Raw genomic sequence first — 15,133 nt, 5'->3', positions numbered from 1 at the left:
GGCGGTGCTGCTGAGCGGCGCGGCGGTGATCGGAAGCGGGGCCGTGGTCGGGTTCATGAACCTCCCCGGTCGTACGGCGGCGCCGGCGACGAGCCCCGACGGTGCGCAGGCGACGTCCGTGCCGATCACCCGGTCCGACATGGTGGACACCAAACAGGTCAGCGGCACCCTCGGGTACGCCGGCCGCCGCATCCAGCCGAACCGCGCCGGCGGGGTGGTCACGGCCACCCGCGCCGAGGGGACGGTGGTGCGCCGGGGCGGCCGGCTGTACGAGGTGGCGGGCGAACCGGTGTTCCTGATGTACGGCGCCGTCCCGATGTATCGGCGCCTTGGTGTCGGCGCCACCGGCCCGGATGTCCGGCAGCTGGAGCAGAACCTGGTCAAGCTGGGATACAAGCCCGGCACGGTCGACAAGACCTTCACCGCGGTGACCGCACGGGCGGTGTGGGCCTGGCAGCGCGACAAGGGGTTGGTGGCGACGGGCAGGGCGGAGGTGAGCCAAGTGCTCTTCTCGAGGGGCGCGCTTCGGATCGCGGAGAACACCAAGCAGGCGGGGGATGCCGCTGAAGGTTCGGTGGTGACGACGACCAGGACCGAACGGGCTGTCACCATCGAACTGGAGACCTCCAACCTGCGATTCGCTCGAAAGGGCGCCAGGGTGAGGGTGCAACTGCCGGACGGCAGCAAGATCGCCGGAACGATCTCCTCCGTCGGGACCGTCGCACGGCCCGGGAACGATGCGGACAGTCCGGCGACGATCGAGGTCATCGTCAAGGTCGGCGGCGAACTGGGCAGGCTGGATCAGGCGCCGGTCACGGTCGAGCTGCGAACCGGGCGCCGCGAGGACGTGCTGTCGGTGCCGGTCGAGGCACTGATCGCGCGAGAAGGCGGCCAGTACGGTGTGCGGGTGGTGCAGGGCGGAACCCGGCGGGTGGTGCCGGTCGAGACGGGCCTGTTCATCGGGAGCCGCGTCGAGATCTCTGGTGCCGGCGTGTCGGAGGGCGTGAGAGTCGAGGTTCCCAAGCCATGACCGCCGTCGTCGAGCTGAGCAAGGTGACCAAGGAGTTTCCCGGTGGCGTCCTGGCGCTGCGAGGAGTGGATCTGCGCGTGGACACCGGAGAACTGGTCGCCATGGTCGGCCCTTCCGGGTCGGGCAAATCGACCCTGCTCAACATGATCGGCACCTTGGACCGGCCGACGCGGGGCCAGGTGCGCATCGCCGGCTACGACGTGGCGCAGCTGAGCGATCACGAGCTGTCCGCGCTGCGCGCCCAGCACATCGGGTTCGTCTTCCAGCAGTTCCACCTCGCGGACGGAGTCTCCGCTCTCGACAACGTCGCTGACGGTTTGCTGTATGCCGGGGTGGCGCGGCGTGAACGCCGGCGGCGGGCGGGTGCGGCATTGGAGCGTGTCGGCCTGGCGGGTCGGCTGGAGCACCGATCGAATCAGATGTCGGGCGGGGAGCGGCAGCGGGTCGCCGTGGCCCGCGCCGTGGTCGGGGAGCCGTCGCTGGTGCTGGCCGATGAGCCGACCGGCAACCTTGACACCGCATCGGGGGCGGAGGTTCTCGCGACGTTGCGGAATCTGAACGCCGCCGGCGCCACCGTGGTGATCATCACGCACGACCTGGAGGTCGCGGCCGCCGCGCCACGCCGGATCCACATCCGTGACGGCCTGGTCGTCACGGATGAGTCCGGCGAGACGGGAGCTCTCCGATGACGGATCGGATCGGCGGAGCACGGCTGACCCCGGCCCGGATGAACCTGGAGGACGTGGCGCGGGTGGGTGTGGCGGGGCTGCGCGCCCGGCCCACGCGGGCCGTGCTGTCGGCGTTGGGGATCGCCATCGGCATCGCGACCATGGTGGCGGTGCTGGGCATCTCCTCCTCCAGCCAGGCTCGCGTCATGGAGACCCTGGACGAGCTGGGGACGAACATGTTGACCGTCGCCCCCGGCAAGCAGTTCTCCGGGAAGAAGGCCAGGCTGCCGAAGAACGCGGGCCGGATGATCCGGGGCGTGGAGCATGTCGCCATGACCGGTCAGACCGGTGACACCGGCGAGGCCGTCTACCGCAACGATCGCATCCCTTCGACGCGCACCGGTGGCCTTCAGGTCCGCGCCACGTCCCTGGATCTGCTGGAGGTCCTGCGGACCCCTGTCCGCAGCGGAAGGTGGCACGATGCGGCCACCGCGGCACAACGCTCCGTGGTGCTGGGATCCACGGCCGCCACACGGCTCGCCGCCACCGCGGGAGACCCGGTGTGGATCAACGGCCAGTGGTGGACGGTGATCGGGGTCCTGGCCGAATCGCCACTGGCGGCGGACGTCGACGTGGCCGCGCTGGTCGGCTTCGCCGCGGCGGATGCCTTCCTCGGTTTCGATGGACACCCGACCCTGGTCTACACGAAGATCGCTGAGGAGAAGGTCACGGAGGTCAGGGCGTTGCTGAATCACGCGGCGAACCCGGAGCATCCGGAAGAGGTCACGGTCAGCCGCCCCTCCGACGCTCTGGAGGCGAGGGCCGCGGTGGCGGGGGCGTTCACCAGCCTGTTGCTCGGTGTCGGCGGCGTGGCCCTGCTGGTGGGCGGGGTCGGCATCGCCAACACGATGATCATCTCGGTACTGGAGCGGCGTCGTGAGATCGGCCTGCGTCGCGCGCTCGGGGCCACCACCGCCCAGGTACGCATCCAGTTTCTCGCCGAATCCCTGATTCTGGCCGGGGCGGGCGGGCTCACCGGCTCGCTGCTGGGAGTGGCCGGCACCATCGGGTTCGCGCTGACACAAGGATTGCCGCCGGTCGTGCCCACGTGGGTGATCGGCGGCGGACTCGGCGCCACGCTCGCCGTCGGCGCCATCGCCGGACTCTACCCGGCGATGCGGGCCGCTCGGATGTCGCCGACGCTGGCCCTGTCCGCCTGAGACGTACCATGACGACCGACATCCGGGAGCATCGGACATGCGCGTGCTGGTCGCCGAAGATGAGAAAGGCCTGGCCGACATCATCGGCGCCGGGCTGCGCAAGGCCCGGATGGCCGTGGACGTCGTCTATGACGGGGACGCGGCCCTGGAACGGGCGATGACCAACGAATACGACGTGATCGTGCTCGATCGGGACCTACCCGAGATCCACGGTGACGATGTCTGCCGGAGGCTGCTGGAGGCGCAGGTCCCCGCACGGATCATCATGCTCACCGCCGCCGGTGACCTGTGGTCGAAGGTGGAGGGGCTGAGCCTGGGTTCCGACGACTACCTCGCCAAGCCCTTCGACTTTCCCGAGCTCGTCGCCCGGATCCGAGCCCTGGCACGGCGGGTGCCGACCCGGCTCCAGCCGGTTCTGCGGATGGCGGGCATCACCCTGGACCCCGCCCACCACGAAGTGCATCGCAACGGGCGCTACGTGGCTCTGAGCCCCAAGGAGTTCACGGTCCTGGAGGTCTTCATGCGCTCGGGCGGAAGCGTCGTCAGTGTCGAGGATCTGCTGGAGAAGGCATGGGACGAGAACGTCGACTACTTCACCAACTCCGTGCGGGTCACGGTGGCGACGTTGCGCAAGAAGCTGGGACCGCCACCGGTGATCCAAACCGTGATCGGAGCGGGCTACCGTCTCGTCGACCCTGGCCACGGAGCACCGTCAGGGTCCGGCTGACCGCGCTCTATGCCAGCCCCTTCCTCATCTTGGCCGTGGTCATGCTGCTCGCGGTGAACCTGCTGCTCAGCAGCGCGTTTGGGGTGAGCGTCTCCGTCACGGGCCGAGCACCGCAGCCCTCGGCCGCGGGGGCGCCGACCTGGGGCGAGGTCGACCAGGAAGCGGTGTTCGAAGGCGACCTTCGGCTGCGGTATGAACTCCTGAGGTACCAATGGGCCGCCACCGCGGTCATCATCGCCGTCCTGACGGTGGTCTCGGTGATCCTGGGCTGGTGGCTGGCCGGACGCGTCCTGCGTCCGATTCGCAGCGTCACCGCCACGGCCCGCCGGCTGTCCCTGTCCAACCTCCATCAGCGGATCGCGATGCAGGGCCCCGACGATGAGCTCAAGGAGCTCGCCGACACCTTCGACGACATGCTCGACCGGCTCGAACGCTCGGCCGACGCTCAGCGCCGGTTCGCCGCCAACGCCTCCCACGAGCTCAAGACACCCCTGGCGCTGGACCGGGCGCTGCTGCAGGTGGCGTTCGCCGAACTTCCCGAGGAACTGCTGGAGGCCCGGGACGAACTCCTCGCCTCCAACAGCCGCCAGCATCGGCTCATCGACGGACTCCTGATGCTGGCCGCGGCAGAACACACGCCGACCAACGCGGAGCCCGTCGATCTGGCCGACCTGGCCCGGCGTGCCCTCTGCGAGCACCCCGGCGCGACGGCGGACCTGTCACCGGCCCTCACCTCCGGCGATCCCGTTCTGGTCGAGCGGTTGATCGCGAATCTCGTGGAGAACGCCGAGAAGTACAACGACCGGCGCAGGTTCATCGCCGTCCGGACCGGAACGGGCGATGGAGGCGCGGTCCTCACCGTGGAGAACACCGGGCGGGAGATCGCCCACGAGGTGGTGTCATCGCTGTTCGAGCCGTTCCGGCGCCTCACCGGCGACCGTACCGAGTCGGTGTCCGGCGCGGGCCTCGGCCTGTCGATCGTGGCCGCCATCACACGCGTCCACGGCGGCACGATCGAAGCCGTCCCCCGCGCCGGCGGCGGCCTCGCCGTGACGGTACGACTGCCGGACATGGGGTCGGTGTCCTGATCAGTTGCCGTGCGGGACCTGAATCGGCATCGGCGTTGACATCTTACGGGGTCTATGTTTCCTTAATGACTCTAACTAGCTTAGAGCCTCTAAGGAGCGAGATGGCCCGCATGATGCGCGACCGCCTCTTCGGCAAGTACGCGATGGAGGCCACCATCACCGTCGCCGAGCAGGTCACGCCCACGATGCGGCGGATCAGGCTGGAGACCGACCGGCCCGTCGCCTTCCCCTTCACCCCAGGCCAGCACGTCAGGATCCAGCTGAAGGACCCGTTGTCGGTGTCGGGCATCCTGCGTCCTGGCGAGACGCTGCGCACCTACACGATCTGGGACCTCGACGCCGCCAGACAGGCGATCGAACTGCGCGTCCACCTGTATTCCGGGGACGGCATCGGGCTGAGGTGGGCGCGGGCGGCCCGGCCGGGCGAGCGGGTGACCTTCTGGTGGCCGCAGGGCGACTTCTTCACCAGGGACGCCGACTTCCACGTCTTCATCGGGGACGAGACCGCGAGCGCCGCGTTCGGGCCGATGATCAGGGCCCTGACCGGCGCGTCCGGGGTGTTCGGGGTGCTGGAGAGCGAGACTCCCGAGCACGACCTGCCCATGCCCGGGCAGGCGCGGTTGCGGCGCGTCCACCGTCGCGGCGCGCCCGCCACCTCGTCCCCGGTGCTGCTCGCGGCCGTGGCCGAGCTGGACCTGCCGGGCAACGCCGGCGCCGCCTACGTGGCCGGGGAGGCCATGACGTGCCGGCTGGTCCGCGACTTCCTGGTGCGCGAGCGGAACTGGCCGCGCACGTCCATCAAGGTCAAGCCGTTCTGGACGCCGGGAAAACGCGGCCTGCACTGACGGCGCCCGCCGCATGCACGCCTCACGGGAACGCCTTATGGAGACGGTTCATGGGAACGGCCACGGCTGCGACCGTCTCGTCGTCCGGCGGGCGGCGTGTTCATGCCCTCAGCCGTTGACCGCGTCGGTGTGCCGGGCCGGCGTCGCGCCGGTCGCGGCGGGCGGGCCGCTGCGGCGGACCCACAGCAGGGCCCCGGCGGCCAGGACGACCCCGCCCAGCAGCCACGGAATCGGCCCCGGCGGCAACACGCCGACGAGCAGCCCGGTGAGCGCGCCGATCAGCTGCAGGGCCAGCGACTGGACGGACAGGGCGGTGGCGCGTCCCGCGCTGGTGACCCGGCGGTGCAGGAGGTCGTTCTCGCTCGGGCCGGCGCTGCCGAGTCCGAGGTAGATCAGGGCGTAGCCGGCGACCGCGAGGACCGTCGCCACCAGGCCGGTGGCCGCCGCGGTCGCGCCGAGGAGTAACAGTCCGCTCGCGCTCATCCCCAGGCTGACCAGGACGGCACGCTCCCCGCTCCCTGCGAGACGTGCGATGAGCGGCGCGAGGTGACTGCCGAGACCCGAGCAGACGAAACCGGCGCAGGCCAGCATGGCGAAGACCACCGCGCCCGACTCCGACGCGCCGGTCAGCGTCGCCACGCGGCCCGGGGTGAGCAGTTCGACGGCGGCCAGCCCGCTGCCCGCGGCCCCCGCGCTGAGCAGGATGCGGCGGACCAGCGCGTCGCGTGCGCCCAGCCGCAGCCCGTCCGCGACGGTGGCGGGGATGCCGCGCAGCAGCCCGCGCGCCGTGGCCGCCGGCCGGGCGGGCTCACGCAGCGCGGCCAGGACATACAGCACGAAGACCACCTCGACCGCAGCGGCCAGCAGCATCGGGACCGACAACGGAAGGACCAGCCCGGACGTCGCCTCCTCCAGCCGGGCGCCCAGGTCCGGGCCGGACGCCAGCAGCCAGGGCACCGCGCCGCCGAGCAACGTGCCCACGGCCAGCGCGGCCGACGTCGCGGCCTTCCCCCTGGCCAGCCCGGGACGCAGGTCGGCGGCCGAGCCGGAACGCGCGTGGACGATGTCGACGTACCAGGCCTCGGCCGGCCCGCTGGACAGCGCACGTCCCGCGCCCATGAGGATCATTCCGCAGGTGAGCACCCAGGCTGACGTGCCCAGCCCCTGCAGGACGAGCGCGGTCAGATTCAGCAGCCCGGCAGCGGCCAGGACGGTTCTGCGGCCGAGCACGTCGGACAGCCCGCCGGTGGGCAGCTCCAGCGCGGCGGCGGTGAGAGAGTGCGCGGCGAAGAAGCCCGCGATGGCGGCGAGTGACATGCCGCGTTCGGTGAACAGCAGGATCATCGGCGCGATCGTCATGCCGACGGGGAACCAGAACAGGGCGCAGGCCGTGGCGTAACGGCGGCGGGCGGCGCGCGGGTCCAGCGGCTCGGTCACGACAGATCACCGTCCGTCTCGTCGTTCTCCGTGTTGGCGGCTGGGTCGTCCTCGGGGCCGGCGGCCGGGTCGTACGGGGCGAGCGGCAGTCCCGCGGTGAGGAAGACGACCTGTGCGGCGCGCGGATCGTCCGCGTCGCGCGCGGTCAGCTCCGCCACCTTGCGATCGAGCGCCTGCCGCAGCTCGGTGAGAGATTCGGGGGTCAGCCGGAGCAGCAGGTCGCTGATGTTCGACGGTTCCAGCCACTCCTCGCCGAGCCGACCGGCGGCGAGGTCGCCCTCGTGCCGGACGAGCGACGCCTCCAGGTGCTCGATCTGACGCCGCCGCGCGAAGCCCACGAAGGCGCGGCTCTCCGGCGCGGCGTCCATCGCCTTGTTGCTCCAGGACGTCACCCGGTGCACCGCCCGCCAGCGCCGCTCTCGCCTGTCGCGGTGCTCGGCCTCGGCGACGAACGCGTACTTCGCCAGCACGCGCAGGTGGTAGCTGGTGGACGCGGACGTCTCGCCGGTCCTGGCGGCGAGCTCGCTCGCGGTGGCGGGCCCGTCCTGGCGCAGCAGGCCGAGCAGCCGGATGCGCAGGGGGTGCGTGAGCGCCTTCAGCGCCGCGGCGTCGTGCTCGGGATCGAGGACGCGCCTGTCTTCTTCACCGGCCATGCGAGCAGCGTAAATCCGCCGAGCCACTTTCCCAAAGTATTTTTGCAAAAATTCTTTGGGAAAGTTCGGTTACCCCCTGGGTCCGGCTCAGTCGATGACGGCGGTCGCCTCGACCTCGACCAGCAGGTCGGGCTCCCCCAGCGCGGCGACGCCCAGCAGGGTGATCGGCTTGACCGGGTCGATCCCCAGCTTCGCGGCCGCCCGCGCGACGCCCTCGCCGAGCAGCGGCATCTTTTCCGGCGTCCAGTCGACGACGTAGATGGTCAGCTTGGCCACGTCGTCGAAGGACCCGCCGATCGCCGTCAGCGCGGTGGCGATGTTGAGATACGACTGCTCGACCTGCGCGGCCAGGTCGCCTTCGCCGACCTTGTGCCCGTTCGCGTCGCGGGCCACCTGCCCGGCCAGGAACACCAGCTTCGAGCCGGTGGCGATCGAGAGCTGGCGGTAGACGTCGGGCTTGGGCAGCCCGTCGGGGTTGATCAGTGTGACGGCCATGTGCGGCTCCTTGGTCGGGTACTCACGCCAAAACATAGCAACGCTATGTATAGTTCCGTCAACGACGGGACTTGGGCGGCGAGGACGTACTTGATGAGGACTTACGCGATGAGGACCCGGTGATCCGGTCGAAGGACCCGGCGGTCCGGTCGCTGCTGATCGAGCGCGCCGCGCACCTGCTCGCCGCCCGGCAGCCCGTGACGCTGCGCTCGGTGGTGGCCGGCACCGAGGTCTCGACCATGGCCGTCTACACCTACTTCGGCGGCATGGACGGCCTGTGGCGCGCGATGCGGCAGGAAGGCTTCACCCGGCTGGCCGCCAGACTGGAGACGGTCGCGCTGTCCGCCGACCCCGTGCGCGACCTCGCCGCACTGGGCGCCGCCTACCTCGCCAACGCGATGGCCGCGCCCGACCTGTACCGGGTCATGTTCGACGCCGCCTTCGAGCTCGAAGACGCGGCGGCCGCCGACGAGACCCTGCACCGCCTGGTGAGCTGCGTCGAACGGGCCAAGGCCGCGGGCCGGTTCCGCGACGACGTCGATCCGGTGGAGCTGTCCACGCAGAGCTGGGCCATCGGACACGGACTGGCCTCGCTGGTCGTCACCGGCCCGCTGCCCGACCAGGTGCTCGGCTACGGCGTGCCCATGCTGACCGCGCTCTTCACCGGCGCGGGCGACTCCCCCGACCGCTGCCGCGCGTCCGTCGAACGCGGCTTCTCCTCCCTGCCGGGCCGCGCACCGAGCGGTTGATCCCCATCGACCGTTCGGTTGATGTTGCCCCTTTCGCCGCGCGGCGATGCTCGATGCATGACAGTCATCGAGATCAACGGCCTGCGCAAGAGCTACAGGTCCGGCCGGGCGGTGGACGGCGTCTCACTCACGGTGGCCCGTGGCGAGATCTTCGGCCTGGCCGGTCCCAACGGAGCCGGCAAGACCACGATCGTGGAATGCGCCTCGGGGCTTCGCCGTCCGGACGGCGGCCACGTCCAGGTGCTCGGCCTGGACCCGCAGCGCGACCGGCGCGAACTGCTGCCGCGCATCGGCGTCCAGCTGCAGGAGGCGGCTCTGCCCGACGCGCTCAGAGTCGCCGAAGCGCTCCGGATGTACGCCGCCCTCTACGACAGACCCGCCGACTGGCGGGCGCTCATGGACGAATGGGGCCTGACCGAACGCGCCCGTGACCGCTTCGGCGCGCTGTCCGGCGGCTGGAAGCAACGCCTGTTCATCGCCCTGGCCCTGGTCGGCAACCCCGAGGTGGTCTTCCTCGATGAGCTCACCACCGGCCTGGACCCCGTCGCCCGCCGCAGCACCTGGGCCCTGATCCGCGCCCTGCGCGAGCGCGGCGTGACCGTCGTGACGGTCACGCACTTCATGGACGAGGCCGAGGCCCTGTGCGACCGGATCGCGATCATCGACGACGGCCGGGTCGCCGCCGAGGGCACCCCCGCCGCACTGATCGCCAAGGCGGGCGCCACCTGCCTGGAGGGCGCCTACTTCACCCTGACCGGAAGGGACGCGGCATGAGCGGGGCCGACGTTCGCGGGACTGGTGCGAGCGGAGCCGGCAGGAAAGGGCACGAGACGAGGAGGCGCGAGATGAAGGGGTTCGGGATGAAGGGGTTCGGGATGAAGGGGTTCGGGATGAAGGGGCTGGCCAACGTCGTCGCCGTCGAACTCAAGCTCGTCGTACGGGATCCGATGTCGGCCTTCTTCGCACTCGCCTTCCCGATCATCATGTTGTGGGTCAAACTCCGCGGCGGCGGCGACAAGCCGCTGCCCGGCGGGGTGACCGTGGTGAACGCCACCGTCCCCATGCTGACCGTCTTCGTCATCGGCCTGGCCACGCTCGTCGTGCTGCCCGCGACGCTGGCGCAATACCGGGAGCGTTCGGTGCTCAAGCGGTTACGCGCGACTCCCGCCTCCCCCGCCATGGTGTTCGCCGCCCAGTGGACGGCCCACCTGCTGCTGGCCGTGCTCGGCACCGCCTTGTTGATCGCCGTCGGCGCCGTCGGCTTCGGGCTGGACGCGCCGGTCGACCTGGCGGGCGTCGTCCTGGCGTGGCTGCTGGGCGCGCTGAGCCTCGGCGCGATCGGCCTGCTGCTCGGCGCGATCGTGCCCAGCGGACGCGCGGCGACCGTGATCGGGCTGGGCGTGTTCTTCCCGATGGTCTTCCTGTCCGGCGCGATGATCCCGCGTGAGACCATGTCGGGCTCGATGCGGGCGATCGGCGACCTGACCCCCATGACGCCCGTGGTCCAGGCCGTCCGCGACGGCTGGGCCGGCGGCGGGATGTCACCGGTTACCCTGGGCATCATGATCGCGATCTGCGTCGTGGCGGGGGCGGCCGGGGTCAAGGCGTTCCGGTGGTGACGCCGGTCGACCGCTGGGAGCGCGTGCAGGTGGTGCTGCCGTACCTGCTCATCGTGCTCCCCGCGGCCTTCGCCCTGCTGCGCGAGTGGCGGCCGGAGGCGCTGGCGCTGGCGGCGTTCGCGGTGGGCTGGCACTGGCTGATGGTGACCGCGCACCCCGCCTGGACGTCCCGGCTCGCCGGCGCGATCGGCTACCTCGCCGTCCTGCTCTGCGTCCTCGCGGCGCTCGTCAGGATCGACACGTTGTTCACGGTGACCGGGCTGGCCGCGTTCATCCAGTCCTTCGCCCTGCTGCCCGGACGGCTGGCGTACGCGGGGGTGGCGGCCACCGCCGGCGTCCTGGTCGCCGCCCGGCCGTACGACGGGCGAGGTCTGGGCGAGCTGCTGCTCTCCTTCGTCGTCGCGATGCTGGTGGCGTCCACCGTGGGCTTGATCGTCCAGACGATCGCCGAGCAGAACGAGCAGCGCAAGGCGATGATCGAGCAACTGCGGGAGACCAGCGCCAAGCTGACCGCGCTCGCCGAGGAGAACGCCGGCCTGCAGGCGCAGCTGCTGAGCCGGGCGCGGGAGGCGGGGGTGCTGGCGGAGCGGCAGCGGATGGCCAGAGAGATCCACGACACCATCGCCCAGGGACTGACCGCGATCCTCACCCAACTCGAAGCCCTCGACACCGACACCGACACCGTTCATGCCGGTGACGCTCGCGCCGACGACGTCAGCGGCGGCCGTGATGATGGTGGTGGTGGTGACATGCGGGGTGCCGACGTTCGGGGTGGTGAGGGTCGAGGTGGCGGCGGGAAGGCCGGTGACGTGCGCGCGCGGGCCGCTCGCCTGGCCACGGTACGTGCCCTGGCCAGGGAGAGCCTGACCGAGGCCCGCCGCTCGGTGCAGGCGTTACGCCCGGCGCCGCTGGCGGAGGCCCGGCTGGCCCCCGCGCTGTCCGACGTCGCCGAGAAGTGGTCGCAGGCCGCCGGGGTGCCCGTCACGGTGTCGATCACCGGCGAGGCGCGGCCACTGCACGCAGAGGTGGAGCTGACCCTGCTGCGAGTGGCCCAGGAAGCGCTGGCGAACGTGGCCAAACACGCCGCGGCGGGGCGCGTGGGCGTGACGCTGTCGTACATGGAGGACGTGGTGGTCCTGGACGTCCGCGACGACGGCCGCGGCTTCACCCCCGACGGCGAGACCACCTCCCCCTCCAACGACGGCGTCAGAGAAGGGGCCTGGAACAGCACCAGAGAAGGCACCAGAAGCAGCGTCAGAGAGGTCGCTGGAAACAGCATCGAGCAGAGCACCGAAACCAGCATCAGACAAGTCGGCGAGGGCGGCTTCGGGCTGGTCTCAATGCGGCAGCGGGTGACCAGACTGGCTGGCAGCTTCGCGATAGAGACCGCTCCTGGCCAGGGCACGGGTATCTCCGCTACCGTTCCGGCCATCCCCGCCGCCGCCGATTCGGAAGCGTGACCCCATGCCGATTCGTTTGATCATCGTGGACGACCACCCGATCGTCCGCGACGGGCTGCGCGGCATCTTCGCCGGCGACGACGAGATCGAGGTCGTCGGCGAGGCCGCCGACGGCCCGGAGGCGCTCGCGGTCGCCCTGCGCACCTCACCCGACGTGGTGCTGCTCGACCTGCGCATGCCGAAGATGAACGGATCCGAGGTGATACGCAGGCTGCGCGAGCAGACACCCGGCATCCGGGTACTGGTCCTGACCACCTTCGACGACGACACCGACGTCTTACCGGCGATCGAGCAGGGCGCCACCGGCTACCTGCTCAAGGACACCCCACGCACCGAACTGCGCCGCGCGGTGCTGGCCGCCGCCCGCGGCGAGACCGTCCTGTCCCCGGCCGTGGCCGGCATCCTGGTACAGCGGGCACGCACCCCGGAGCAGCGGACGGTGAGTCCCCGCGAACTGGAGATCCTGGCACTCATCGCCCGCGGCGCGACCAACCGCGAGATCGCCGCCAACCTGTTCATCACCGAGGCCACCGTCAAGACGCATCTCTTGCACGTGTTCGCCAAACTCGGAGTCAACGACCGCGCGGCGGCGGTCGCGGCGGCGTACGAGCGCGGCCTGCTAAAGCCGTCCAGCGACCCCGGGCACGCATGACCCCCGAGGCAGAACCCGCACCCCCGAACCATTGGCGTGACCCAGACGTGAACCTGGCTCGGACATGCGCGTGGCCCGGACCTGGACCGGGGCGGTGATGCCAGCAGCCACGCGATCGAGACCGTCGGCCGAATCGCTCCCAGCAGCACTGGGCTTCTTCGCCCCGCCGGTTGGACTTCCACGCCGCCGGCAGGAGTCCTCGCGGATCACGGGACATTCGGCGCATCGCGTCCGTCGGCACATCGCGTACGTCGCTGCACGACTCACCGGCCCCGGCTCGTAGGGCGACCCTCAGGCCGACACCCAGGGGGTCGCGTTCCTCTCCCGGCCCCGATCCCCACCTCAAAGGGTCTGTCCCGAACGGCCTCGCCCCCAGACTTCATTGAGCAGCGACTTGCTCAGCCAACTCCCCCCTCAAAGGCGATGATCGACGCTGGTCAGTCATCATGGCGCTCGGCGACCCGTCCCTGCAGCTCCTCAATGCCTGCGAGTATCGATTGCGCCAGTTCCACGTCTTCGTCATCCGCCCAACCGCCCCCGCTCTGGCGCGCCGATACACGATCGGCCCACTTGACCCCGGCGAGGTTGTCGGAGTGGTGCTGGTGCAGGGCCGCCAGCAGGGAATCACCACAGTGCACGACCTCATCCGACGCACCGTCCTCGGGGTTGTGGTCGACCCCCGAACACCTGGAGTGGGTACGGAATACGCTCGTCCGTCCTGCCTTTAGCTCGCTCACCCGGTAACAGAGGCACGAGCCGGCGAACCCCCAGACGAAATGACTGACGGAGCTCCTGCAGGGCTGTTCACGAGTAGGTCTGGCCTGGGATGAAGCCCGAGTCTGGGAGATCGCTTCCCGAGGCGAGGATGATCGCTTCCCGGACTCGGTCATGGACGATCTTCTGCAGCAGGGCCGAGGCCTCGGTGGGCTGCTGGAAGTAGAGGAGGCGTGTCAGCAGTAATGCTTTGCTCGGGCCACGAACTCGGTGGTGGAAAGGAGCACATCAACGCCGTCGGGCTGCTCGCCGCTGTGGTCTTGAATCAGGATGCGTCCCACCGTCGGTTTGGTCTTGGACGCGGTGGTGAAGGAGACGCGGAACGTTCCCCCTTGCGTTTTGGCGTGGTACGCGCCAGCGAGGTACTGATGACCTGGCTGGAACTTCAGGTCGCCCTCGGCCAGGGACCAGCCTGGCGGGATCTTCTCCAAGTCCAGGAAGAGCGGCGATCCGGATAGCTTCGGGGCTTTGAGGTCAGCTTGGTCCTCCAACTGGCCGTTGACCCGCCGGTAGATGATCACGCCGGCTGGGGGTTGCTGACACCATGCCACGACCAGGGCGAGCCTCCCTTCGGCGTTGACCGTGATGCCGGTCAGCCCGGTCATCGCTGGGCTGGTCGGAACGCAGCCCGTGAGCATGGCAAGCGTAAGAACGCCCAAGCTGCGCCGGAGCGGGAGCCTGAAGCCATGCGTTCTCACTGGTCACACTTCCTTCGCGTAGGTATCATCAGGCGCCTCTCGGATCGACGTTTCTGCTCAATGAGATGCGTTGGACGCGAGAGTCGTTCGCCATACATGGTTCTTGCGCCGTCCTTGGAAATGTTCCCATCGGCTCTGATCGAGTGGCAGCGGGAGCAGGTCACGGGCGGTAGCAATGCGTTCCAGTCCTTGCCTTGCCGCAGGCAAGTTGCAAATTTGTCTTCACCGCAGTCCCACCGCACCCTACAGTTACTTTTTGCAAGCGCTCTGCGACTGTTTGCAGTCGCAGAGTCTGCGAACCAGAGTGGGTGTGGTCGCCGGGATCGGAGGCGGGCATGGCGTCACTGTTGGAGCGTCTGACGGCAGAAGAAGCTGCGGCCCGGCAGCAACTGGCCGATCTGCGCGGGCAGGTTGCGGTCCTGGAGGAGCGGCTGGGTGAGTTGGCCATCGCCCGCAGGGTGGTCGAGCCGCTGATGGCCGAGGAGACCCCCATACCAGACGTCGCGCGGCCTCGCCCTGACCGCGGCCAGCCTCCCGTCTCACCCGGGCCAGCCACCGGACCAAAGCGATCACCGTCGGATCGGCGCGAGTTGGCCGGGGCGGATGAGCGAGTGGTGGTGGCGATGGCCAGCGCCGGCAGGCCGATGCGAGCCAAAGAGGTCGCCCAAGCATTGGGCGAGCCGCAGGTGCGCGGCCGGGTGGAGACCACACGGGCCCGACTCAAGAAGCTGGTGACCGCGGGCTGGCTGACCCAGGCCGAGCCTGGCCTATTCACGATCGCCGCCGGGATCAACGGCTATGCCGTGAAGGGAGGTGCCGAAGCCGACCCTGGATGAGTGCCCCATCGTGGGCCGAAGGACCAAGAGGTGCCGCCGAGGGTTCAGCTCGGCGGCACCGGGTTGCGCGAGCGCCCTAGAAGTAACCGAAGGTGGCTCGTGCGCTTCTGAGGGTAATGCAGCATGCGTTCCTCGGGGGCGTCGAGCCGTAATTTCGTCCTGCCCACCCACAACTCGTTGAT

Annotated in this window: 17 protein-coding genes; 12 read left to right on the top strand and 5 right to left on the bottom strand. The window is 70.0% G+C overall.

Annotated features, from left to right (window positions below):
* Window positions 1-4: 4 nt before the first annotated feature.
* The 6 genes from HII36_RS18070 to HII36_RS18045 all read left to right on the top strand — a co-directional run bounded on the left by HII36_RS18070 (window position 5) and on the right by HII36_RS18045 (window position 5,578).
* Window positions 5-1,030: a peptidoglycan-binding protein gene (locus tag HII36_RS18070; protein WP_328807764.1), complete on the top strand. Its 1,026-nt coding sequence runs from the start codon at window positions 5-7 to the stop codon at window positions 1,028-1,030.
* A complete protein-coding gene (locus HII36_RS18065; protein ID WP_173524371.1) occupies window positions 1,027-1,719 on the top strand; it encodes an ABC transporter ATP-binding protein in 693 nt (230 codons plus the stop codon). The genes HII36_RS18070 and HII36_RS18065 overlap by 4 nt, the downstream gene beginning before the upstream one ends.
* Entirely contained in the window at window positions 1,716-2,918 is a 1,203-nt protein-coding gene (locus HII36_RS18060) for an ABC transporter permease (RefSeq protein ID WP_173524370.1), read from the top strand. Before HII36_RS18065 ends, HII36_RS18060 begins: the two co-directional genes overlap by 4 nt.
* A gap of 37 nt (window positions 2,919-2,955) precedes the next feature.
* Complete coding sequence (locus HII36_RS18055) at window positions 2,956-3,645, top strand: response regulator transcription factor (protein ID WP_173524369.1); 690 nt, start codon at window positions 2,956-2,958, stop codon at window positions 3,643-3,645.
* 41 nt (window positions 3,646-3,686) lie between these two features.
* On the top strand, window positions 3,687-4,733 hold the full coding sequence (locus HII36_RS18050; RefSeq protein WP_236003618.1) for a sensor histidine kinase: 1,047 nt from the start codon (window positions 3,687-3,689) through the stop codon (window positions 4,731-4,733).
* A 101-nt stretch (window positions 4,734-4,834) separates the two neighbouring features.
* Window positions 4,835-5,578: a siderophore-interacting protein gene (locus HII36_RS18045; protein ID WP_173524367.1), complete on the top strand. Its 744-nt coding sequence runs from the start codon at window positions 4,835-4,837 to the stop codon at window positions 5,576-5,578.
* A 108-nt stretch (window positions 5,579-5,686) separates the two neighbouring features.
* Here the strand turns inward: HII36_RS18045 and HII36_RS18040 are convergent, their stop codons facing one another.
* From HII36_RS18040 to HII36_RS18030, 3 genes are all read right to left on the bottom strand, one after another.
* On the bottom strand, window positions 5,687-7,015 hold the full coding sequence (locus tag HII36_RS18040; RefSeq protein WP_217369656.1) for an MFS transporter: 1,329 nt from the start codon (window positions 7,013-7,015) through the stop codon (window positions 5,687-5,689).
* Window positions 7,012-7,668 carry a winged helix-turn-helix domain-containing protein gene (locus HII36_RS18035; RefSeq protein WP_173524366.1) on the bottom strand — a complete coding sequence of 219 codons (657 nt, stop codon included), beginning with the start codon at window positions 7,666-7,668 and terminating at the stop codon, window positions 7,012-7,014. The genes HII36_RS18040 and HII36_RS18035 overlap by 4 nt, the downstream gene beginning before the upstream one ends.
* An 87-nt stretch (window positions 7,669-7,755) precedes the next feature.
* Window positions 7,756-8,163 carry a RidA family protein gene (locus tag HII36_RS18030; protein WP_173524365.1) on the bottom strand — a complete coding sequence of 136 codons (408 nt, stop codon included), beginning with the start codon at window positions 8,161-8,163 and terminating at the stop codon, window positions 7,756-7,758.
* A 119-nt stretch (window positions 8,164-8,282) separates the two neighbouring features.
* On the opposite strand from HII36_RS18030, the gene HII36_RS18025 reads away from it, so the two are divergent.
* The 5 genes from HII36_RS18025 (at window position 8,283) to HII36_RS18000 (ending at window position 12,643) form a co-directional block, all read left to right on the top strand.
* Window positions 8,283-8,912: a TetR/AcrR family transcriptional regulator gene (locus tag HII36_RS18025; protein WP_173524364.1), complete on the top strand. Its 630-nt coding sequence runs from the start codon at window positions 8,283-8,285 to the stop codon at window positions 8,910-8,912.
* A 57-nt stretch (window positions 8,913-8,969) separates the two neighbouring features.
* On the top strand, window positions 8,970-9,686 hold the full coding sequence (locus tag HII36_RS18020; protein WP_173524363.1) for an ABC transporter ATP-binding protein: 717 nt from the start codon (window positions 8,970-8,972) through the stop codon (window positions 9,684-9,686).
* A 71-nt stretch (window positions 9,687-9,757) separates the two neighbouring features.
* A complete protein-coding gene (locus tag HII36_RS18015; RefSeq protein WP_173524362.1) occupies window positions 9,758-10,531 on the top strand; it encodes an ABC transporter permease in 774 nt (257 codons plus the stop codon).
* Window positions 10,525-11,991, top strand: a complete 1,467-nt coding sequence (locus tag HII36_RS18005; RefSeq protein ID WP_328807763.1) for a sensor histidine kinase — start codon at window positions 10,525-10,527, stop codon at window positions 11,989-11,991. Before HII36_RS18015 ends, HII36_RS18005 begins: the two co-directional genes overlap by 7 nt.
* Window positions 11,992-11,995: 4 nt before the next feature.
* Window positions 11,996-12,643, top strand: coding sequence for a response regulator (locus tag HII36_RS18000; RefSeq protein WP_173524361.1), 648 nt, complete (start codon window positions 11,996-11,998; stop codon window positions 12,641-12,643).
* A gap of 437 nt (window positions 12,644-13,080) precedes the next feature.
* Here the strand turns inward: HII36_RS18000 and HII36_RS17995 are convergent, their stop codons facing one another.
* Both HII36_RS17995 and HII36_RS17990 read right to left on the bottom strand, forming a co-directional pair.
* Window positions 13,081-13,380 carry a hypothetical protein gene (locus HII36_RS17995; RefSeq protein WP_173524360.1) on the bottom strand — a complete coding sequence of 100 codons (300 nt, stop codon included), beginning with the start codon at window positions 13,378-13,380 and terminating at the stop codon, window positions 13,081-13,083.
* A gap of 213 nt (window positions 13,381-13,593) precedes the next feature.
* The gene (locus tag HII36_RS17990; protein WP_173524359.1) at window positions 13,594-14,022 is read right to left on the bottom strand and encodes a hypothetical protein; all 429 of its coding nucleotides are present in this window, start codon (window positions 14,020-14,022) and stop codon (window positions 13,594-13,596) included.
* A gap of 428 nt (window positions 14,023-14,450) precedes the next feature.
* Between HII36_RS17990 and HII36_RS17985 the strand changes: the two genes are divergently transcribed.
* A complete protein-coding gene (locus HII36_RS17985) occupies window positions 14,451-14,951 on the top strand; it encodes a hypothetical protein (RefSeq protein WP_173524358.1) in 501 nt (166 codons plus the stop codon).
* Window positions 14,952-15,133: the final 182 nt, after the last annotated feature.

Origin of the sequence: Nonomuraea antri (assembly GCF_013283785.1) — a bacterium.
In the GTDB taxonomy this organism is placed as follows: domain Bacteria; phylum Actinomycetota; class Actinomycetes; order Streptosporangiales; family Streptosporangiaceae; genus Nonomuraea; species Nonomuraea antri.
The sequence above is the reverse complement of the archived record's forward strand: the minus strand, read 5'-3'. Positions and strand labels throughout refer to the sequence as shown.

Bases quoted from the DNA above. Each gene is read 5' to 3' on its own strand.
- HII36_RS18065 (WP_173524371.1), top strand. From the start codon at position 1,027: ATGACCGCCGTCGTCGAGCTGAGCAAGGTGACCAAGGAGTTTCCCGGT.
- HII36_RS18060 (WP_173524370.1), top strand. From the start codon at position 1,716: ATGACGGATCGGATCGGCGGAGCACGGCTGACCCCGGCCCGGATGAAC.
- HII36_RS18055 (WP_173524369.1), top strand. From the start codon at position 2,956: ATGCGCGTGCTGGTCGCCGAAGATGAGAAAGGCCTGGCCGACATCATC.
- HII36_RS18050 (WP_236003618.1), top strand. From the start codon at position 3,687: ATGCTGCTCGCGGTGAACCTGCTGCTCAGCAGCGCGTTTGGGGTGAGC.
- HII36_RS18045 (WP_173524367.1), top strand. From the start codon at position 4,835: ATGGCCCGCATGATGCGCGACCGCCTCTTCGGCAAGTACGCGATGGAG.
- HII36_RS18035 (WP_173524366.1), bottom strand. From the start codon at position 7,668: ATGGCCGGTGAAGAAGACAGGCGCGTCCTCGATCCCGAGCACGACGCC.
- HII36_RS18030 (WP_173524365.1), bottom strand. From the start codon at position 8,163: ATGGCCGTCACACTGATCAACCCCGACGGGCTGCCCAAGCCCGACGTC.
- HII36_RS18020 (WP_173524363.1), top strand. From the start codon at position 8,970: ATGACAGTCATCGAGATCAACGGCCTGCGCAAGAGCTACAGGTCCGGC.
- HII36_RS18015 (WP_173524362.1), top strand. From the start codon at position 9,758: ATGAAGGGGTTCGGGATGAAGGGGTTCGGGATGAAGGGGTTCGGGATG.
- HII36_RS18000 (WP_173524361.1), top strand. From the start codon at position 11,996: ATGCCGATTCGTTTGATCATCGTGGACGACCACCCGATCGTCCGCGAC.
- HII36_RS17990 (WP_173524359.1), bottom strand. From the start codon at position 14,022: ATGACCGGGCTGACCGGCATCACGGTCAACGCCGAAGGGAGGCTCGCC.
- HII36_RS17985 (WP_173524358.1), top strand. From the start codon at position 14,451: ATGGCGTCACTGTTGGAGCGTCTGACGGCAGAAGAAGCTGCGGCCCGG.